The 21,858-nt window shown below is 36.2% G+C and carries 11 protein-coding genes; all 11 read right to left on the reverse strand.

Annotated elements, in window-relative coordinates; all coding sequences use genetic code 11:
• Positions 1-99: 99 nt before the first annotated feature.
• A complete protein-coding gene (locus ACTJIW_RS03340; RefSeq protein ID WP_440715528.1) occupies positions 100-2,550 on the reverse strand; it encodes a glycoside hydrolase family 95 protein in 2,451 nt (816 codons plus the stop codon).
• 287 nt (positions 2,551-2,837) lie between these two features.
• Entirely contained in the window at positions 2,838-4,256 is a 1,419-nt protein-coding gene (locus ACTJIW_RS03345; RefSeq protein ID WP_440715527.1) for an acetylxylan esterase, read from the reverse strand.
• Between the two features lie 189 nt (positions 4,257-4,445).
• Positions 4,446-7,250 carry a glycoside hydrolase family 78 protein gene (locus tag ACTJIW_RS03350; protein ID WP_440715526.1) on the reverse strand — a complete coding sequence of 935 codons (2,805 nt, stop codon included), beginning with the start codon at positions 7,248-7,250 and terminating at the stop codon, positions 4,446-4,448.
• A 172-nt stretch (positions 7,251-7,422) separates the two neighbouring features.
• The gene (locus tag ACTJIW_RS03355) at positions 7,423-9,288 is read right to left on the reverse strand and encodes a six-hairpin glycosidase (protein WP_440715525.1); all 1,866 of its coding nucleotides are present in this window, start codon (positions 9,286-9,288) and stop codon (positions 7,423-7,425) included.
• 133 nt (positions 9,289-9,421) lie between these two features.
• A complete protein-coding gene (locus ACTJIW_RS03360) occupies positions 9,422-10,339 on the reverse strand; it encodes a glycoside hydrolase family 43 protein (protein ID WP_440715524.1) in 918 nt (305 codons plus the stop codon).
• Positions 10,340-10,400: 61 nt separating this feature from the next.
• On the reverse strand, positions 10,401-11,969 hold the full coding sequence (locus ACTJIW_RS03365) for a glycoside hydrolase family 28 protein (protein WP_440715523.1): 1,569 nt from the start codon (positions 11,967-11,969) through the stop codon (positions 10,401-10,403).
• 138 nt (positions 11,970-12,107) lie between these two features.
• Positions 12,108-13,511 (reverse strand): glycoside hydrolase family 140 protein, encoded by a 1,404-nt coding sequence (locus ACTJIW_RS03370; protein WP_440715522.1) that lies wholly within the window; start codon positions 13,509-13,511, stop codon positions 12,108-12,110.
• Between the two features lie 275 nt (positions 13,512-13,786).
• Positions 13,787-16,939 (reverse strand): DUF6298 domain-containing protein, encoded by a 3,153-nt coding sequence (locus ACTJIW_RS03375; RefSeq protein WP_440715521.1) that lies wholly within the window; start codon positions 16,937-16,939, stop codon positions 13,787-13,789.
• Between the two features lie 359 nt (positions 16,940-17,298).
• On the reverse strand, positions 17,299-19,005 hold the full coding sequence (locus ACTJIW_RS03380; protein ID WP_440715520.1) for a polysaccharide lyase: 1,707 nt from the start codon (positions 19,003-19,005) through the stop codon (positions 17,299-17,301).
• A gap of 201 nt (positions 19,006-19,206) precedes the next feature.
• On the reverse strand, positions 19,207-19,875 hold the full coding sequence (locus tag ACTJIW_RS03385) for a DUF3826 domain-containing protein (protein ID WP_440715519.1): 669 nt from the start codon (positions 19,873-19,875) through the stop codon (positions 19,207-19,209).
• 183 nt (positions 19,876-20,058) lie between these two features.
• Positions 20,059-21,771 (reverse strand): polysaccharide lyase, encoded by a 1,713-nt coding sequence (locus tag ACTJIW_RS03390; protein ID WP_440715518.1) that lies wholly within the window; start codon positions 21,769-21,771, stop codon positions 20,059-20,061.
• Positions 21,772-21,858 lie beyond the last annotated feature (87 nt).

A 21,858-nucleotide genomic window follows, 5' to 3' on the forward strand; every position in this document is an offset into this window, starting at 1 on the left:
CTTCTAACGAAGATTTCTCCTTCGTCGAAATGACAAACTGTGCGTAAAACTGTAAATACCTAACAGGTTTTACAAACCTGTCGGGTTTAATTCATTATTTTAATTCCCCGAAAAAGTATAAGTCTGCCCTGCTTTCATATTCACATCGTAAATATTGTAATTTGGCAATTGTACTTTAGGCAATTTTGCTTCATTAGAAATAATCGGTTTCTTGACTTCCACATCGTAAAACAACGGATTCAGATTCTTTCCTTTTGCTTTTTTAAGCGAAGAACCTTTCAACGTATTTTCTACTTTTAATCTACAGTTTCCTCCAATTTTCGAATAGATTTTCAGCTCCGAAACTTTATTATTTTTCCAAGTCATATCAATTACAAATCCGCCTCTGGCAACCAGACCTTTGATGCTTCCGTCTTTCCAAACCGTTGGTAAAGCAGGCAGTAAATGAATCGCATTTTCCTGACTCTGCATTAACATTTCGGCAAAACCGGCTGTGCATCCAAAATTTCCATCGATTTGAAAAGGCTGATGCGCGTCTAACATATTCGGATACGTTCCGCCTCCTTTTCTTTGATCTGCCGTTACCAAATGCAATTGATCCTGAATTAATTTATAAGCATGATTTCCGTCTAATAATCTCGCCCATAAATTCACTTTCCATCCCATCGACCAGCCTGTAGATTCGTCTGTTCTGTAAATTAAAGATTGTTTAGCGGCTTCAAATAATTCAGGCGTTTTAATTGCCGAGATCTGATTACTCGGATACAATCCGTACAAATGTGAAACGTGTCTGTGATTGTCTTTCGGATTATCCCAATCGTCCTGCCATTCCTGCAACTGATTGTGTTTTCCCACTTTCATTGGAGACATTTTTGCCAAAGCATCGCTTACCTTTTTCACATAAACAGCATCTGGAGCAACCAAAGCCGAAGCTTCGATTACGTGCGTAAACAAATCAAAAACCAACTGATTGTCCATCGTAGTTCCAGAAGCAATTGTTGCTTTTCCTGTTCCGCCTGCGTGTGTGTTTTCAGGCGAACTTGAAGGAACAACAACTAAATATTTTGTATTTGGATCTATCACCATAAAATCCAAAAAGAAATCAGCAGCACCTTTAATGATTGGATAAATTTCTGCTAAATATTTTTTATCTCCTGTATATAAATATCTTTCCCATAAATCCTGACTAACCCAAGCCCCACCAGTCGGCCACATTCCCGACGCAGCTGAATCTACCGGAGCAGTTACACGCCAAATATCAGTATTATGATGTAAAACCCAACCGCTGGCATTGTACATTGTTTTTGCCGTTTCTGCGCCTGTTACAGCCAACTCTTTTGCCATTTGCACAAAAGGTTCATGCATTTCTTGCAAATTGGTTACTTGTGCCGGCCAATAATTCATTTCGGCATTTATGTTTGTGGTGTATTTACTGTCCCAAGGCGGAGTGACCATATCGTTCCAAATTCCTTGTAAATTGGCAGGCTGTCCACCTGGCTGTGAACTTGAAATTAAAAGATAACGTCCGAATTGGAAATATAACGAAGCTAATTGCGGATCAAATTGTTTTGAGAAATCCCTGATTCTTTCATTTGTTGGTTTCTTTGTCAATTCGTTTGAACCTAAATCTAAAGCAACTCTGTTGAATAATTTTTGGTAATAATCAACATGCGCTTTTTTAATCGTTTCAAAATCTTTTACTTCGGCTTTAGCTAAATAATCTTTGCTTTTCGCAATTTCATCTCCTGAAATATCCTGATAATTTTTGAAATTGGTTGCAATCGAAATGTACAAAGTCACTTCATCGGCTTTGTTGATACTTAAAACGCCGTTGCTGGCATCGATTTCACCGCCTTTGTTTTTAGCCGTTAATCGGCCTTGAAATTTTACTTTCCCTTTTACGCCTTCAAAGTTAGTTCCAACTCCTGAAAGTATAATCTGGTTTCCTTCTGTCGAAGCTACCGTTTTATCAATCGGACTGTTCATGAAAACATTACAAGTAATCTGTCCCGGCTGACTCGCAGTAAGTTTCACCACAATGACCTGATCTGAAAATGCGGTTAGAATTTCTCTTGTAAATTCAACACCATTTACTTTGTATTTTACTTTCGCCGTAGCATTGCTGATGTCTAAATCACGATAATAATCCGTATATTTTTGATGTCCTGCAAATGAAATATAAACGCTTCCAAAAGTCTGATACGGCATTCCGTCATTCGTCTGCGACATAATATCCTGCGTCGCCAAATCCTGCGCTTCATCAAATTTTCCGTCAAAAATTAACTGACGAACAATTGGTAATGCTTTAATAGACTTATTATGCGCATTGCTGTTTGGAGAACCTGCCCAAATCGTTTCTTCGTTCAATTGTAAACGTTCTACAGCTGGATCGCCAAAAACCATTGCGCCTAAACGTCCGTTACCTAAAGGTAGAGCTTCATTCCAGATGGATGCGGGTTTATCGTACCATAATTTTAGGTCACTTTGTGCTGTTGCTGTCAAAGAAAAAATTCCAAAACAGATTGCCGTTATTTTAAATTTTAACTTCATAGTATATTTTTTTTCAGCCACGAATTACACGAATTGCACTAATTTCTTTTTTAATTTTTATTTCTTTTTCTCTAATTTATTTTGCCACAGATTAAAAGGATTTCCACTGATTAAAAATCTGCTAGATCTGCAACTCGAGCGATAGCGAACTGGCGAAGCAAATCTTCGTGAAAAAATTTTACTCGCAGATTTTGCAGATTAAGGAGATAAAAAAATCCTTTTAATCTTTTTAATCTGTGGCAAAAAAAATAATTCGTGCCAATTCGTGAAATTAGTGGCAAACTCTATTACTTCTTAACCTCGTAAACTTTCAGATTTTTTTCTCCGAACATTTCATATAATTTGTTGATGTCTTTCAATGCATTTTTCGGCAGTTTTTCTCCTTTATCTCCAAAAACAAACAACTTCTCTTTCGGCTCAATTACACAAGTCGATTCGTCGATTTCGCCTTTTTCGTTCTTTACTTTATTCAAATCAAGATTTAAATATTTCGCCATAAACGGATACAAAGCCATACGTTTCGAGATTCCGAAATCGTGTCCCTCTTTTGCAAAATGAGCATTTTCGACTAAATCTTTCTTTCCATACAATTCGTACGTTCTTTGGATAAAAGGAAATTCCAATTCTGGAACTGCTAAAGTCCAGTCTTTTCCATCAGAAACAATCAATTGTGGTTTTGGCGCCATCATTGCAGAGATTTCAGCGTTATTGGTTCCATTTCCACAAAGGTGAATTCCACGACCACTTTCGCATGGACAACCGCCTGAGAAATGAGAAGAAACCATTACGACTGGAGCTGAAACTTTAACTCTATCATCAATTGCGGCTAAAAACATCGTGTGAGATCCTCCTCCAGAACCACCTGTAACTCCAACTCTTGTCATATCAGCATTCTTAACCGTTGCTAAATAATCCAAGAAACGAATTCCAGTTAAAACCTGAACCGTCGATGCAATACTGTTTCTGTGTGTTTCTTCTGGAAATTGTAGTAACGATTCTCCCCAAGCAAATAAATCGTAACCTACCACAATTGCTCCCATTTTTGCCATCATGGCACATCTGTACTGCTCGTCTTTTCTGTATCTTCCATCACCAAAATGTCCGTCAGGAGTTAAAATAACTGCTGCTTTTTTATTTAACGGATATGGTTTGTAAATCGATCCTGTCGCATAAACACCAGGCAAAATTTCTAATGCAATATTTTCGACACTGTAATCTTTGTAAATTCTCTTTGGAGTTAAAAGTGGTTTAGACTTCGGTGTAGGGGGCGCCTTATCCAAACCAAATGATGCAATCATACAAGCTTTTAACTCCGTTTTGCGTTTCTCCCATTGTTCTTTTGTCGAATAAAGGCTTTCTAAGTAAAACAAGCGTTCCTTTCCTTTATCTACTGAAACTTTATGGTTTTCATACTTGCGTATGATGTAGGTTCCATCGGGTTGTTTAAAATACATCAATTCAAACGGCGCTAGAATATTAGTCAGCGAAAGTGGCAGATTTCCAGGTTCAATTCTCCAATCGGCATAATCCAGTTCTTTTCCTTTTAATAAACCTCTGTCGTCGTTGATTGTGACGTTAAAAAGAGTTTCTATTTTCTTTAAAGTTTCTGATACTGGCTTTCTAAAATTAGTGTCAGAAGTACTTTGCGCATTGGCAAATGTCAAAGCAAAAATGGAAACTAAGAAGATGTATTTTATTTTTTTCATTATTACATTTTTTTGAATTGCCTCCTGCTTTAGCTGGAGGAAAACAAATTGTTTTTTTAATTGGCTTTAGCCGAACTTAATTATTTGGCTAAAGCCCTGTGACTTGTCTTATTTTGAACCTCCAGCTAAAGCAGGAGGCAATTAATTTTTTCTGTTTTTTCGAGTTTAATTACAATTCATAACTCATAACTACAATTGACATTCTATTGTATAAATTCCAGATCCTAATTCCAAAACAGGCTTTTGAGCTTTTTCATCAAAACTTACCCTAACCTTTTTATTGTCAATTTTTATTTCTGAATTTTTAGCAACCGGCAATTTTACTGTCGCTGTTGTATTCACCGGAATCTGAACTGTCAAAATAAATTTGCCCTCTTTCTTTTCCCAAGAAGAAGCAATTTTTCCATAAACTGATTGATAATCCGCTTTCGCGAAAGTCATATCGCCAACTACTTCTGGCTGAATAAAGAAATGTTTGAATCCCGGTTTTTCAGGATCGGACATAATTCCGGCTAAACTTTGATAAAACCATTCTTCGATTTGTCCTAACATAAAATGATTCCACGAATTTCCTTTTCTTGGATCCCATTGTTCCGTTAAAGTGGTCAAGCCAAATTTAATCTGAAAACCATAACCTGGCGCATCGTAATGATTGTGCATTCTGTACATGGTTTCGTTTTCGCCATTTCTTGCCAAAGTCTGGAATAAATAGCGATTTCCAACATCTCCTGTTGTCAAGCGATCTCCTTTTTCTTTGATATCTGCTAATAAATTCTGCATTACAGCTTCTTTATACTGAGGCTCCACAATATCCATAAAAATCGGAACAGCATTGCTAAACTGACTGTTTGTTCCGTACTGTTTGGTTTCTTCGTTAAAAAATGCCGCATTGAAAGCCGTTTTAATCTCAGAAGCCAACGTATTATATTTCTCGAAATCTTCCGTTTTTCCTAATAATTTTGATGCTTTTGCCACTAAATAAGCGCCATAATAGTAATGAGAAGTAGCAGAAAGTGCAATCGGACTATTTTTAGAATATCCTGCTGGATGCGTTCCGTAATCGTACCAATCGCCTAATCCGTGTGAAACGATATGATTTGTTGCTTTCGTTCCCAAATAATCCACATAGTTTTTCATTACAGGAAAATATTTCTCTAATAATGAAGCATCTCCGTAATATTCATAATACATCCAAGGCAGAATTACGCCCGTAACACCCCATTCTGGCGAATCGGTAAAATCGCCTCCAAAGATTACATATTCAGGAACAATTGTCGGAATTAAACCGTTATCACGTTGCGAATCAGAAATATTCTGCATCGTTGCAGGAAGGAAAGTCTGAAGATTATAATTGAACATTAAACCTGGGCCATTTAACTGAATTTCTTCTAGCCAGCCTAACTTTTCACGTTGCGGACAATCGGTAAAAACACTTTGGAAATTACTTTTTATAGAGTTGTTTATCAGTTCGTGTGTTTTATTGAAAATCTCATTCGAGCAAGCAAAACTTCCTGCTTCCCCAGCCGAATTGTAAATGAAATTCGATTTTAAATCAACTAAAGTTGGAAGCTCTTTATTTTTATCTTCTTTATAGTTAATGTTTTCAATCTGAACATATTGATAACCGTAGAAACTAAATTTTGGCGTCCATTCTTCTGTTCCGTCTCCTTTTAAAGTGTAATCGTAATAGTATGGCTTTCCAGATCTTCCCTGCGCTATTGTGCCATCTTCATTTAAACCTTCAGCCACCCAAACACGAATCGTTTGTCCTCTTTTTCCTTTTACTTTGATAGTTGGAAATCCTGAAAGATTCTGTCCCATATCAAAAACATAGAAATTCGGTTTCAGCTCTTTTACGGTTTTCACTTCGTATTGTTTCTGAATGGTAACTGGCGGAGCAGTCTGTGGTCTAAGAACTCCTTTTGGCGCTTCTTGAATCACGACTTTTTTCCAATCTCTATCTTTTAAACCTTTACGATTCCAACCTTTTTGTTCTAAATTAGCATTGTAATCTTCTCCTCCAAAAATACTATTATACGTAATCGGACTTTTGCTGTATTTCCAAGTTCTGTCTGACTTTATAATTTCTTCTGAACCATCATTATACTTAATTTTCATTTTAAAGAATAAAGTCGGCGGACCAAAACTCACAAAGAATTTGGTATATCTTTCGGCAAGCGTATTGTACATTCCGTTTCCTAACAAAACACCAATTACGTTATCACCTTTTTGAAATTCTTTTGCGCTTACCTCATAAACATTGTAATTGACTGTTTTGTCATAATCGGTCCACAAAGGCGCAAATTGACTGTTACCCACTTTTTTCCCGTTGATAGTCAATTCATAATGTCCTAGACCTGAAATATAAACTACAGCTTCTTTGACTGCTTTTTCTATTTCAAAAGGTTTACGTAACATGACACTTCTGCGCGCCAACGAATCGGAAGCATTGATAAAGGACATCTTTTTTTCTCTGTTGAAAGTGGCTGTGTGGTAGTTTCTACCTTCCGGCAAATGACTGTCGGCTTTGGTAATTGCACCAATCCAAGTTGCGTTTAAATCTGATTCTATCGGCGCCGTTCTGAAGGAAGCATTTCTACTCCATTTTGAAACTTTCCCTGATTGATTCCAAACCTTAACTTTCCAGAAATATTTGGTTTCACTTTTTAATGGTTTTCCGCTATAAACAATATGCAGGTTTTTGTCTGTATTTACTCTTCCAGTATTCCAGATATCTCCATCGTCATTGTTTAGTTTTTCTTCAGAAGAAGCTACCAAAATCAAATAAGCGACTTGCGATGCATCGGATTCTTTTGAAATCAATTGCCAGCTTAATTTCGGCTGATTCTCGACAACTGCTAATGGGTTTTCAGCCATTTCTGTTGTTAAATGTACAGGCAGAATTTGTCCATTTGAAATGAAAAAGAAAAAAACAAAAATGAAAGTTAATATGGATTTTGAAATATTCACTTTATAAATTTTTAATTGAACCATTAAGTTATTTTTTTTAAACCATTAAGAGATTAAGTAAATTAAGCTTTGGCTACTTTATAATCTTAAAAATAAGTTTCATTAAGCACTCCGCTTAATTCTCTTAATATCTTTATGGTAATAACTAAACTAAAACATTCAGCTTAATTTACTTAATCTCTTAATGGTAAAATAATTATAACTTTTTAGTAATCAACGATTCGATATTAAATACTGCTTCTGGGATTAATTTTCCGGTTTGAGGCAGGTCATCGTAATCGTCTGTGTCTGGCGCTGTGTCTGGATCTGGCGAATGTCTCTGTTCTCCTGTTCGGAACATGATTCGCTCGAAACCGTCTGTTGGCGCATAAAATATCTTTGTTGATTCTTTTCCATCGTTTACTTTTATAGTGTACTGACGGTTTTTAGCATCTAATTTAACTGTGATTGTATATGCTTTGTTTGCTTCGTACTTTGTAACCGAACTCAAACGTGCACCATTTTTTACTTTTAATTCTCCATCCGAATCAAAAATCAATCTTACCGATGGTAAACCTTGTTTATTTTGGAATTCAACCTGCAATAAACCATGATTATTTTGCTCTGGTTTAACTGTGAAAATGACTTCCATTTTTGATGCAAAAGGAATAACTCTTTCAGCACGAGAATAGTCAAAATAATCCTGATCTCTTAAAGTCAGCCATTTTTTACCATCGGTTTTCTTTTCGATTTTTGTTGATGCCCAAGAAAGATCATATGTGTTCCACAATTTTAATTCTTGTCCGTCTGGAAGATTATTGAAAACGTCATTTACATTTTCGGTAACCACCGAAGTTACAGGAACAGGAATCGAAGCCACCCAAATATCTTCTTTATTCATGCTGTATCCTACCCAGATTTTTCCGTCTGGCGGAGTTCCATTTTTCTCTGTAATTCCGCGAACATATTGAGGACCTGCCGATTTGTAGTTTCCGCCATAACGCATCGGACTTACTTCTCCGTGAACCAATAATAAATCTTTAAAATTTAATCCGTCATCGCTTGTTGAAATTGCCAAAGGCCAGCGATATTCCGACGGATTATAAAGCGTTGCATAACGATTGTCTGACGTTTTTTGTCCCCAGATTTTAGCATTGCTGTTCACAAATCCAGGAGCACGCAATGGCATATAATCCCAAGATTTTCCTCCGTCCTTACTAATAGAAGTTAAAGCATGTTTCCATAAACCGACAACATTTCCGTTTGGCAAATGGTAATAACTGAAGGCTTTATAAGGTTTCTGTAACGGAATTAATTCATCGTCACGATCGGCTTCTTCTACCCATTGCTGTAAAACCAATGGTTCTGATAAGATTTCTTCGCAGGCTTTTTTCAAACCTTTATCTTTTGATGCGGTATAAAATGGAAATTTCGATTTCGATTTATCCCAAGTTTTGTTGTATCTAATGAAATAGATTTCGCCAAAACTTCCGTCTTTCTTGATTTCACGAATAACACGTCCAATTCCTTTTCCGTCATTTGGGTCGTCTTTTTCATCCATTGCGATTCCGTAATACGCTAAAGCAAAAAGTCGGTTGTCCTTTGATGTATAAAAGCCCATTCTTTGGTGCATAATGGCATCGAGATTTTTGGCAACACCTTCAACGCCTTCTTTTTTCCATCCGTCAGGAATTCTATAAATTGGAAAAATCACTTCTGGTTTTGTCCACGTTACGCCGTCTTTAGAAGTCATTAATAAAGTCTGGCTTGGCGGAATATGTTCGCCTGATGGATCGCTTAAGTAATGAAGATAAAAGGTATTATTCCAATATGCCATCATCGGCTGGTGATTGTATGTCCATCCAAAACCATCCGCTTTTTCAGGATGTTCACGGCTTGCACGCATAATTTGTGTAGCGTGAACTCCAACTGCTGGACTTAACTGTCCGTGATGGTAATCGATATTTGAAAGTGTTTTGCCAACATAACGCACAGTGTCGTTTTGTGCATTTACAACGGTGCAACCCAAAAGGATTGTAGCTGTTGTGATGATGTTGGTTTTTATATTTTGGAAAGTAATCATTTTATATTTTTTTTGTTTCACGCAGATTAGGCAGATTTTAGCTGATTTAATTTTAATCTTTCTGATTTTATACAGATTAAAAAATCTGCTTGATCTGCTTAAATCATTTTAAATCTGCGTGAAATTTTTCTATCTATTTCTTTTCAATTAATCCTTTTAAAACATCTTCGGAGATTGTTGTAATCGTTCCATGTTTGTGTCCTTCGGGAAGACTTATTTTGGAAGATACATCTTCAAAATGAACAAAATCTGTTGTGCTTAACGCTTTATAATTTTTTGAACCGTAATTATCATAATACAACAGCCAGTTTTTACCGACTTTCACAACTGCCGGACCTTCTGATAAATATTCAGTTAAAGGCTCTGAACTTTTTTGAAATGGTCCCAAAGGCGATTTTCCGAAAGCTACTTTTATATTTCGCATTGGTCTTGTATTGTCTTTTAAAACTAAAACATAATCCTTTTTACTTTTTTTGACAATCACACAATCAATTACACTGAAACCTGGATCATAATATAATTTTGTATCTGAAAACGTTTTGAAATCCTTAGTTGTTACATAATACATTCTGTGGTTGTTTTTCTCTTCTTCCACTCCTTTTGGGTATCTAAATGGAATTGTTGATGCCCAAATAATAATGTATTCTTTTTTTACATCATCATAAAAAATTTCGGGCGCCCAAACGTTTACCACTTCTGGTTCGTTTTTCATTACGGGAATATACTGCTGTTCTGACCAATGAATCAAATCTTTTGAACTTGCGTACCCAAAACCGTTTCCTCCTTTCCAATCGGTTGTCCAAACCATGTGATAGGTTCCGTCTGCTCCTTTTGTGATTGACGGATCACGCATTATTTTACTAGCTCCGATTTCTGGTTTTAAAAACGATCCTTCTAGTCCTTTCCAGTTGTAACCGACTTCGCTATAGGCCAAATATAAACCTTCTGTTGCAGGTTCTCTAAACGACGTAAAAAGATATAAATCTTTCTTTTTCTGCGAATAACTAATCGCAAAAAGTGAAAGGGTTACTATGATGAATATTTTTTTCATGTTTCATTGTGTTTAAACTTTGTCAAAGTTTCAAACTTTGACAAAGTTGGCTCACCAGTTTTTATTCTGTAATTGCTTTTTTATCTAAAGAAGCTCCTTTTTTGATTTTCGTTGTTACGTTATTTAAAACATTGTTTTTCAAGAAAATGTTTTTAGTGTCTTTTCCATCGGCCTCGATAAAAATATCGGTTGGATTGAATGGAAAATTATTGTTGATCAACGCATTCGAAACATTATCTAATTTGATAACCGGAACTCCTTTTATTGCTGTTGATGATCCAACATTGTCTAAAATAATATTTTTTGAATCTGAAATTTTGAAAGACGAACCTATAGTTGCGTTTACTTTTACATCATGAAATTCAACATCTGTGGCTGTACTTACTGTAAAACCTTCTTTTCCGTCCATATTGATGTTAGAAAAAGTGATGTTTTGAATTGGCATTTCAGTAATTCCAAGAATTTGCCCAGCTTTGTTTACGTTTGAAGCCGTGATATTACTTATGTGAATGTTTCTGAAAATTGGTGTTTTCTCTGTGACAGGTTCAACTGTAGTTCCTTTATCGTAGAAAAGGCTCAAAACGATCGCTTCTTCTTTTATGTTTTTCATGACGATATTATCGACGCGAATATCTTCTACAACTCCGCCTCTTCCGCGAGCCGATTTGATACGGATTCCGCGATCTGTTCCGTCGAAAACACAGTTGGATATTGTGATTTTTTTTATTCCTCCTGACATTTCACTTCCAATAACCACTCCACCGTGACCACTTAACATGGTGCAGTTTGTGATGGTAACGTTTTCTGTCGCTTTCCCATATTTACGTCCGTCTCCGTCTCTTCCTGATTTGATTGTGATACAATCGTCGCCAACGCTGATATGGCAGTTTGAAATGTGAACATTGGTACAAGAAGAAGGATTGATTCCGTCTGTATTTGGCGAATGTGGATTGAAAATCGAAATTCCGGTAACGGTTACATTATCACAAAATTCTGGGTTGATTGTCCAAAAAGGCGAGTTTTTAAAAGTTACACCTTCAATTAAAATATTTTTGCAATTGTAAGCCTGAAAGAAAGATGGTCTGAAAAACTTTTTATCAACTGTTCTTTTATAATATGGTTCTGTGTAAAGGCCTTTGTTTTGTTCTTCCCACATAGTTTGATACTTGGTTGGAGGAAGCGGTTCTTTGGCAGTTTCAATTCTGTATACCTCATTCCACCATGCTTTTCCTTGTCCGTCGATTACTCCTCTTCCTGTGATTGTGATATTTTCTACATCTTTCGCATAAAATAATGGTTGGAAGCTTTTCATAACAATTCCTTCGTAACGCATTTCTACATAAGGAAGAAAATCATCAAAGTTCTCTGAGAACTTTAAAAGCGCTCCAGAATCTAAATGAATCGTAATGTTGCTTCTTAATGTTAAGGCTCCCGTTAAATATTCTCCTGCTGGAAAAAAAATGGTTCCTCCGCCGTTTTTAGATGCTTTTTCGATAGCATTCTGAATGGCTTGGGTGCATTTTATTCCTTTATTGTTTCCGCCTTCGTTTAAGATGTTTAGCCAGCCATCGTTTGCGAAAGTGGTGTTTAATCCGGTTATGAAGCAGAGTATTATTAGTATATTTTTCATAGTTGTGTTTTTTTGATAATCGTATTGTTGTCATTCCGAGGAACGAGGAATCACACTAGAAATTCCGTAAAGTAATTCTCCAATCTTTGACGATTCCCGAGTGTGATTCCTCGTTCCTCGGAATGACAAACTATATGGTTACTTTGACTTTAAAATCAAAACCCAGTCATTACCATCTTCTTTTTTACCTTCTGGCTGAAAATTTTGAGTTCCTTTATTATCAAATGTTCCGATTTTAGTTTTCTTCCCATTTCTTGGATTATACCAAGTCGCTTCAAATTTATCACCAGCGATTTTTCCTAGTTTTACTTCTATTATTCTCCCGTTGTACGTGTATAATAAAGCGTATTTTTCTCCTCTTATAGCTGGAATATAATTGTATTTCTCGCCTTGGTTAACTACTAATGAAACATCTGGAACTCCTTCTAAAAATGGTACTTCTTCCATTAATTTCTTAATATAAACCATTTGTTTTGCACCAGGCGCATTAATGGCTGATGTCCATAATTCTTTGTTTCCGTACGCTGGTTTGTCACCTTTTCTGAACATTTGCATTACAGCATTGTGTCCGTATGTGTATCCTGCTCCGCCCGATAAAACTGACCAATATCCGTAACGGCGAACATCGTTTGCCGTCCATTTTGGTTGTAAAGTGTCATGCAAACCGTGTGGAATTCCTTCGTAAGATGGTTCTCCGTCAAGTGTCGGTTTTGTTGGTTTTAATTCGAAATCTCTAAGCACAAATTTGTAATTGTCTTCTTTGAAATTCGTTTTTGATGAATCCTGATCGTATCTTCTGTGTCCTGATTGGAACATATTGAAATCCAGCCATTTTTCATTGTGAAAATTCTCTGAAGAATCAGTTCTTCCAAACGGGTGGAAAGTCACTAACTGGTTTGGATTATTGGTTTTTAAAGTATTTCCGATGGCATTCCAGATATCTTGGAATTCATTTCCGTGTGTGTCTCCACCGTTTAACCAAATTACATTAGTTCTGTTTTTATATCGCTTAGCCAAGAACTTAGCATATTCAATTGCTTGCTCTTTGCTTACTTTATTTCCTTTTGAAACATTTGTTCCCCAAACCGGAACCATTGCAACGTAAATTCCGTTTTTCTGAGCCACGTCTAAAGTGTAATCTACATGATCCCAGTAATCGTATTGCTTTGCATCTTTGAAATCATTTCCTGCCGTGATTAAAGGCTTTGAAACGTCTTCGTTTATCAAAGCCGGATCGCCATAAACGTTAACGGCATTGATGTTGTGCAAAACCATTACCTGAACGACATTAAATCCTTTCTCTTTTCTGTCTTTAAAATATTTCTCAATTCCTGCTCTATCCAGTTTCCCGAATGCCAGCCAGCCCGTGTCGCCTAACCAGAAAAATGGTTTTTCGTTTTCGGTAACAAAATAATGCTGATTTTTAGATACTTTGATTTCAGGTAGAGATGCTTTTGTTTTGGCAGATTGCGAAAATCCGCTTTGTGCTGTCAACATAAAGCTTATACAAAGAGCGTATAAAGATTTAATTTTCAGATTCATTTTGGTTTATTTTTGAATTTATGTTTCTTGGTTTGTTTGCCACGAATTACACGAATTTTCACTAATTTTTATTCTGCTTGTGTTTATTGTTTCACGCAGATTTCGCAGATTTTCGCAGATCAAAATTTAAAAATCTGTTGAATCTGCTTTTATCTTTTTATCCCGATAACTATCGGGAGCGTGAAAAATTTACTCTCGCAGATCTTTCAGATTGAGCAGATTTAATTCAAAATTAAATTCGTGCTAATTCGTGTAATTCGTGGCAAATCCTTCTTTTACTTTTTCACTACAAAAAGCACTTTTTCTTTTATTTCAGCTTGTGGAATTGTCACTTGTTTTCCTCCGCTGACATTTGCTTTTTTCGTTATATTTCCTGTTGTTGCATTAATTGCAAATACTTCAAATGTTCCTTTTTCGTTTGATAAATCGATTGTAATATCTTGGTTGTTTTTCAAATAAAAAAGATAGCTTTTTCCTTTGTTTTCCAATTTCCAAAGATTGTCTGAAAACGTATTTCCGTCAACTAATTTCATTTCGCTTAAAGCGGCATAAAACTGAGGCAATTCGATTTTCGGAATATTTGGCAATGAAGCTCCAGCCATTAATGCTGGCCATCCGAATCTTGACGAACCATCTGTTGAATATAAAATGACTTTTTCAGGATATTTTTCTCTGTATTCACGAACGGCGCGATATACCTGATTGTCGGTTTCTTTTCCTGTTTTTAGTTTTCTGGCGTGCTGTCTTGGTGCTAAATTTACGCCTCCCTGCGGTGCATAAGCTGAACCGTCTTCTTTGTAATACCAATAGCGAATATCGATTACATCAACGGTTTTTACTCTTTTAGCATCATTTAAAATAGCATCCTGAACGTCTTTTGTAGCACTTAATCCAATTAAACCTTTTTTGCCTGTTTCGTCTTTCCATTTTTGAGCTTGGTCTAACCAAAACTCCATAAAATGAAGCGGGCCAGTATATTCTGCACTTGTTAACTGAATTACGTTGCTGTTTTCCTGAAAGTTCTCAAATGATTTTCTGATGAAACCTTCGTGTAATTTTCTTCTTTGTGCATTTGTAATATCATAAAACTGCTCTGCCATGAAAATACGTTTGTCTCCTGCGTAAGGCGGTGGTTCAGGAAATCCAGTGCTGTTGATATTGTTTGCTGAACGCCAAGGTGAACTTGCCCAATGCGCTCCTGCCTCTAAAATATTGTGCTGAAAATATTGCTGATTGATTAACAATTGTCCGTTTGGTTCTGCAAGCGTTGCAAACTGCGCTAAACGGCTCCAGTACCAATCGTTGAACTTTGTCAAATCATATTTACTTAAATGATCCCAAGCTAGATCTTGCCCGCTTCTTGCGAAAGGCTGTTCATAAAACGGGGGCCAAACATCATCATCAATTCGGCGTACGCGTTCGTGATCGTCCATCCTTCTGTCGTACCATAAACCGTAATTGTGTTCTAAAGCAACGATATTGTTTTTTGTTAAATAATCTACCGTTTCTTGCACTTTATCCGTCAATCCGTTTCCTGTTCTTCCAGGTACAAAACGAGTGATGTGCGGTGTTGATTTATTAACGAAATCATCGCTTAAATCACCTCTCCACCAAGCTACATTGGTTTGTTTTCCTGCAATTACTTTTCCTTCAAAAGTTAACCAGCCATTTTCTGTAGTTACTTTAGAAGTTGATTTTTCTGTTTTATTTGATGCAACTTTTAAATCGTTTGCATTTTTTAAACCTTTACTGTCTGTATTAATCGGATTTGCTTTTGAAGCTTCTGCAATCAATTCTTGTAAACTTTTTGCCGTTGTAGCAGAGTTTTTAGTCAATTCTGCAGCAACTTCTACACTCGGGCTTGAAGAAGCTTCTGAACCTAAGTCATAGATAAAAGGCTGAACTGGAAGTTTTCCTAATCTGGATTCTAGTTGTGTGTAGAATAAACTTCTTGGACTGATATGTTCGTTTACGTTTTTCCAATGTCCGTTTCCTGCAAATTGTCCCCATACTCCAAAAGCCCAGTTTTGTGCTATTGGCGGACTATAACATTCTACTTTTGATGCTGATGATTCCCAAATTACAGAATTAGCTGCTGTCCATCCAGCGCCTCTTCCGCCTTGTTCTCTGTTATTATAGCTTAAAGCTTTTCCGTCGATATTAGCGATATCAAATAAAACTCCTGTCGCCCAGCTTCCTATTGCACCGCTATTTTCAAATGGTAAATGTGATTCGCATTGTACAAAGACATTTGGTCCAGTTGTTCCAAATCCGCCCACAGCGAAATCATGATATCCAAATTCGGAGTAACAACGCTGAAATAAAGTCTGCTGACCTTCGGTATAAAAAGTATGCCTTCTGAATGAAGCGATTTCTGAAATTGGTTCTGTAGCAATACAATCTTCAACTGTAATTTGCTGACTTGTTTTTAAAATCGTAACAGCTCCGCCTGCAAAGTGTTTAAAATTAACTTGTTTTACCCACGCATTTCTAGCGTTTTCAATGCTGATTGCCTGCCATCTGTGTTCTTCGTCTTTTAAGTTTGAAGGATTGTAGGTTGACTTTATTAATATGTTTTCAATTCCGTTATTTTCAATTCTTCCCTGCCAAGAATAAACAGTTACTTTTGAAGTTCCGAAAACATCATCTAAAGACATTGTGATTGGAGCATTTACCGTTACTTCGTTTCCGTTGATTTTGATTACAACACGATTCCAAGTTGTAGTCCAATCTCCTTTTTTCCAGCCAATCCAAGAAGTTTCTCCGCCGAAATCCTGCATGTTTACTTCTTTAATGAAATTATCCGTTAAAGGTTTGCTGATTTCGATTTCGTCGCCAACTTTTAATTTTGATGTATTTTTTAATTGGATTTTTGGCGTTCCAAGTGGCGTGTAAGCGTTTGTGAATTCAAATGAATCTTTGTACACTTTATCATTTTCACCCAAAATTCTAATTAGAGCTTCTCTTTCTAATCCGGTTCCTAAAAGTACAGTTCCGTTTTCGGTATTGTCGCTTCCTCTTAAAACAACTCCCGATTTTCTGATATATAATGTTCCACTGATTTTGAAAGTTCCTTTGTCTAACAAAACTGCTCCACGAAAACCTAATTTATCTGGTTTAAGAGAACTTACATAATCAATTGCATTTTGGATTTTCTGTGTTGCATCTTCTTCTTGCTGGGAAACAAAAATTTTGTTATCCAAATTCGGAATGGCAACTTCTGAGTTTCTATATCCTGCAAAAGAAAAATCTGGAATTTGATTTCCTTGATTATCTCTTGTGAAAGAAAGTTTTCCTTCTTTGGTTTTAACGATATCTGGGAAATTGTTTTGGGCTGTGATGTTTATACTGAAAAGCATCGCCAAACCAGATAAAACTATTTTATCTTTTTGAAGAGAGATTGTATTTTTTAACTGGATAAAATTCACCTTATTATTTTTTTAGACTTTAAAATTAAACCATATAAGTAATATAACTCATATAATTTTTAGGTTTGTCTTTTTCCACAATCTTGTCATTTCGACGAAGGAGAAATCTTCGTTGCTAAATCGACAAAAATTGATATACTTTGCGGAGTTTCTTGCGAAGATTTCTCCTTCGTCGAAATGACAAACTTTGCGTATACTTACTTAACTATAAAAATTTCAATTGTCATTTGCTTCGAATATTCGCTATCGCTCGAGCCTCCTTCGTCGAAATGACAAACTAGCTGGATATTCTTTGTGTACATAAACCTGACAGGTTTTAAAAACCTGTCAGGTTTGCGTTGAAAATACTTTAACTTTAATTATTGCAACAATGATTTTAGCTTCGCTAAAGTATCCGTATTATTTTCCGTTTTCGTCCAATCAACTTTACTGTTTGGATCGATTCCGTTAAAATATTTTTCGATATTGGTATAACCGTCTCCGTTTGCATCTTTATTAGCGTCTGAAGCATCATTTGGATTTAAACCATATTTTTTCTCCCAAGCATCTGGAATTCCATCATTATCTGAATCTTTATAAGCTTTTCCTTTATAAGTTGGATATCCGCCAACTTGATCTGGGTGTGTAATGATTCCTTTTTTATAAGAATCACCTGGTAATCTTCTTTTGATATATTCTTTTCCGATTGAATTTTCTAAACCGTCTTTTACTTCAATTTTTCCTGTGCGAACTTGTTTAATCACTCTTTCGTCAACAGCATCTCTTTTCGGAATTGTTGCCCCAACATTCGTCAAAACAAAATCATAAGCTTCTTCTGCCGACATGATATTGAATTTTGGCATTGAAAAAGGTTTTGGCTGTTTAATTGCTGCTAAAAATGCTGCCGTTTCTGCTTCTGGAAGGTTTTCCAATTGCACACCGCCATTCCAGTTGTCTGCCGTAACTTCAGGAGAACCAACAATAAAATTTCCTGAAACATACGCTCTTCCGTATTGTTTTGGTTCAATATATCCAGATTCAGGTTTTACGATTCTGTGTGCAATAGGTTCGTTTTGTGGCGTTATTGGTCCTGGTTTGAAATAATTGTTGATAATATTCAACATTGAACGATAATCACCTCCGTCAAGTGTACGATTCCACCAATTGAATACTACGTTATTCACAAAATTAAAGTCGCCATACATTCCGATAGAAGCATTTCTAGAAATGTTGTCTGCCCATAAGTTGCGCATAAAAGTACTATTTAATCCGCCGATTGTACTTCCGAAAGCATGATTGTAAGTATCTAAACCCTCTGATGAAATAGTGTTCTGAATTGTGATATTACAAGCAGGCAATTTCTCCAATTTTGATTTTGCATTAGCTGCAAACTGATGTCTGTACAAAGAAATATTTTCGTCTAATCCCCAACTTACAGAGCAGTGATCTACAATGATATTTCCCATCGGATTTCCTCCAAGCGCATCGTCTCTTCTAGTAACTTCGGTTGCTCCACGACGGAAACGCATATGGCGAATAATAACATCGTGTGTATCTATTTCTAAAGTTTCTCCTGCAATACAGATTCCGTCACCCGGAGCGGTTTGTCCAGCAATAGTTACATAAGGCGCACGCATGCTGATTCTTTTTTTCAATTGAATGATTCCTGAAACATTAAACACAATAGTTCTTGCCCCAACAGCTTCGCAGGCTTCACGAAAAGTTCCTTTTCCGCTATCTTCTAAACTCGTAACTACAAATATTTTTCCGCCACGTCCGCCTTGTGTGTATGCGCCTCCACCTTCAGCACCTGGAAAAGCAGGAATATCTGCCTGCACAAAATCTTTTGGATACGAAGCCCAAGGTAAATAAGGTTTTCCTTGTTTTGCTTCTTCTTTGATAATCTGAATATTAGCATTCCAAATTTCGCTCAGCCTTTTTTCTTCATCAGCCAAAATAGCATCAGCTTTTTCCTGAACAGGTTTTGGAATTACAGGATATTGAGCATATGCTGATGATACAAGAGAACAAAATGACAACGCCATAAATGTTCTTTTTAAAGTATGGTTTGGAAAAATCTTTTGCATTTTTTAGTTCTTAGTGATTAGTGACTAGTCCTTAGTTTTCTTTAGAGATTAGCTCTTAGTAATTAGTGATTAGCTTTTGTATTGATTGTTAATCCATTAGTTCTTAGCAATTAGCGTTCTCATATTATTTTAATTCTTAAATAACTAAATCTCTAGGCACTAGCTACTAAGGACTAATCACTAATTACTAGGCACTAAGTACTAATTCTTAGCTTTTTCTCTCTCTTCAATACGTTTATGCCAGTCTGCACTTTCTTTGTTTAAATCGTAACCTTGTTTTGATAAATAGTTGTTGATTCTTCCTTTGTATTTACCAAACCAGCCGTGTTTTTCTTTAGAAGAACCTGCGTCCATTGCATGTTCTCTCGCTTCAACTAAAGCTTTGTAGATATAATCTTTTTGTTCTGCTGTTAAGTTTGGAAGCATGTCGTTGTAACCAGCAACTGTAATTGGAAGCACGCCATAAGTCATTCCGTCTTTCACTTCAGTGATTTTATCTTCTGATAATTCTTTACCTAATTTTTTGATGTAAGATTTATGCAGTTTTGCAATTGATTCGTCTGCTTTTGCTTTCAGTTTATCAATTTTCTCGTTTTGCTTTTCTTTAGCTAAAGAAGTATCTTCTTTTACTTTTTTGATTTCAGCATCTCTTCCATCTTGGATTTCAGTTAAATCTCTGAATTGCTGCGCTATTATATTTGAAACTGCTTTTTCTTTTGCTTCGTTTTTCAAATCTAATTTGGTAACGATTTTCGCAGCTCTTTCGTTGGTAACCTTTACATATTCAGGATCTAAATGCTGCTGCGCATTTAAAGTTGAAAATGCAAAAACCAGCGATAATAAACCAGCATTTATTTTATTTAGTGCCATGATTTTTTCCTTTTTAGTATAATTATTTTAAACACATAGAAACATAGTTTTTCGTAACGTTTAAAGGCGTTTCACTTGTATTAACAAACATAGCTATGTGTTAGAAACATGTTTCTTTTTTATATTCTTTTGCACATACAAAAACCTATGTTTCTATGTGTTAAATAATTTTTTCTGTCTTTCTTATTTTAAATCTAATAAAGGTCTAACTAATGTTTCTTTGTTATTAGCCAAATCTTTCCAGTCTACTTTTATTGCAGGATTTACACCGTTGATGTAATCTTCAATATTAGTGTATCCGTCTCCGTTTAAATCTCCTTGTGCATCAGATGGATCGTTCGGGTTTAAACCGTATTTTTTCTCCCATGCATCTGGCATTCCGTCTTTGTCTGTATCTAAATAAGGTTTCCCTTTGTATTCCGGATATCCTCCAACTTGAGAAATATCAGTGATGATACCTTTTTTATAAGAATCCATCGGTAAACGTCTGTGTTCGAATTGGTAGAATTCTTTTTTCTCTAATCCTTTTGCGTATTCCGGAACTCCAGTTTTTACAGTTCTAACGATTCTTTCGTCTACTTTATCTCTAATTGGAAGCGTTGCTCCAACATTTTTCAATACAAACTCATATGCTTCGTCTGCTTTCATGAATGGACGGAACCATGGCATTGGGAAAGGTTTGTCAGTTTTCATTTTAGCGAAATACTCTTTTGCTTCATCATACGTCATCAATTCCCCTTTTTTATTCTCTAACTGAATTCCGCCATCCCAGTTGTCTTTAGTCACTTTTTCGTTTCCGTTCACAACGTTTCCGTTTACGTAAGCTCTACCAAAAACCATATAAGGCAATTTACTTCTTCCTGATTCTGGTTTCAAGATTCTATAACTAATTGGCTGAGTTAAATCGGTTACCGGACCTGGTTTGTAGAAGTTGTTGATGATATTGTAGTTTGCAGTATAATCTCCACCATCTGTAGATCTGTTGTACCAGTTGAAAACTACGTTATTTACAAAGTTGAAAATTCCGTTCCAACCGATAGAAGGGTTTCTTCCTGCATTGTTTGCCCACATATTTCTCATGAAAGAACAGTTTTCTCCACCTAAAGTACTTCCGAAAGCGTGATTGTAAGTATCAAGAGCCTCTCCGAATAAACTATTTTGGATTGTAATATTTACCGTTCCCACTTTGATATCTGGATAACCTGGTCCTGGATTGTACATATGTCTGTAGATTGACATGTTTTCGTCTAATCCCCAAGTTGCAGAAACGTGATCGATCATGATATTTCCAACAGGATTTCCTCCAATTGCATCATCACGACGTCCTACGAAAGTTTCACCACGACGAAAACGTACGTGTCTGATAATTACATCATGCGTATCAATCCAAGTTGATTCTCCTGCAATACAAATACCATCGCCAGGAGCAGTTTGACCTGCAATCGTAATATAAGGCGCACGAATAATCAACGGACTTTTTAATCTGATAATTCCGGCAACATTAAACACTATTATTCTCGCTCCTCCTTGCTCGCAAGCTTCACGTAATGTTCCAGGTCCACGGTCTTCTAGACTTGTTACTGTGTAAACTTTTCCACCACGACCTCCAAAAGTGTACATTCCTCCACCTTCAGCACCTGGAAAAGCAGGAATTTCTGCCTGAGGTAAATCAGTTGGTCTAGCTGCCCACGGGATATATGGTTTTCCATGTTTTGCTTCTTCTTCAATAACAACTAAAGCTTTTGTCCAAGCTTCATCAGAAAGCCTTTGAGCTTCTTCTTTAATTGCTTTTTCCTGAGCCTGAACTTCTGGACTTATCTTCGGATATTGAGCAAAACATTTTGCACTTCCTAAAAAAAGCAGAGATGATGCGATAAATAATGCGGAATTTTTCATGTTAATTTCTAGTTGTGGTAATTCTTTTTAAACAAATCACCTGTATCTTTTGACGAATACAGGTGAAAAGTTCTATATAATTCTTTT

Origin of the sequence: Flavobacterium sp. 22659 (assembly GCF_052044235.1) — a bacterium.
In the GTDB taxonomy this organism is placed as follows: Bacteria; Bacteroidota; Bacteroidia; order Flavobacteriales; family Flavobacteriaceae; genus Flavobacterium; species Flavobacterium johnsoniae.

Excerpts from the sequence above, each read along its gene's own strand:
- ACTJIW_RS03360 (WP_440715524.1), bottom strand. The coding sequence starts at position 10,339 with ATGAAAAAAATATTCATCATAGTAACCCTTTCACTTTTTGCGATTAGT.
- ACTJIW_RS03350 (WP_440715526.1), bottom strand. The coding sequence starts at position 7,250 with ATGGTTCAATTAAAAATTTATAAAGTGAATATTTCAAAATCCATATTA.
- ACTJIW_RS03380 (WP_440715520.1), bottom strand. The coding sequence starts at position 19,005 with ATGCAAAAGATTTTTCCAAACCATACTTTAAAAAGAACATTTATGGCG.
- ACTJIW_RS03370 (WP_440715522.1), bottom strand. The coding sequence starts at position 13,511 with ATGAATCTGAAAATTAAATCTTTATACGCTCTTTGTATAAGCTTTATG.
- ACTJIW_RS03355 (WP_440715525.1), bottom strand. The coding sequence starts at position 9,288 with ATGATTACTTTCCAAAATATAAAAACCAACATCATCACAACAGCTACA.
- ACTJIW_RS03340 (WP_440715528.1), bottom strand. The coding sequence starts at position 2,550 with ATGAAGTTAAAATTTAAAATAACGGCAATCTGTTTTGGAATTTTTTCT.
- ACTJIW_RS03365 (WP_440715523.1), bottom strand. The coding sequence starts at position 11,969 with ATGAAAAATATACTAATAATACTCTGCTTCATAACCGGATTAAACACC.
- ACTJIW_RS03390 (WP_440715518.1), bottom strand. The coding sequence starts at position 21,771 with ATGAAAAATTCCGCATTATTTATCGCATCATCTCTGCTTTTTTTAGGA.
- ACTJIW_RS03345 (WP_440715527.1), bottom strand. The coding sequence starts at position 4,256 with ATGAAAAAAATAAAATACATCTTCTTAGTTTCCATTTTTGCTTTGACA.
- ACTJIW_RS03385 (WP_440715519.1), bottom strand. The coding sequence starts at position 19,875 with ATGGCACTAAATAAAATAAATGCTGGTTTATTATCGCTGGTTTTTGCA.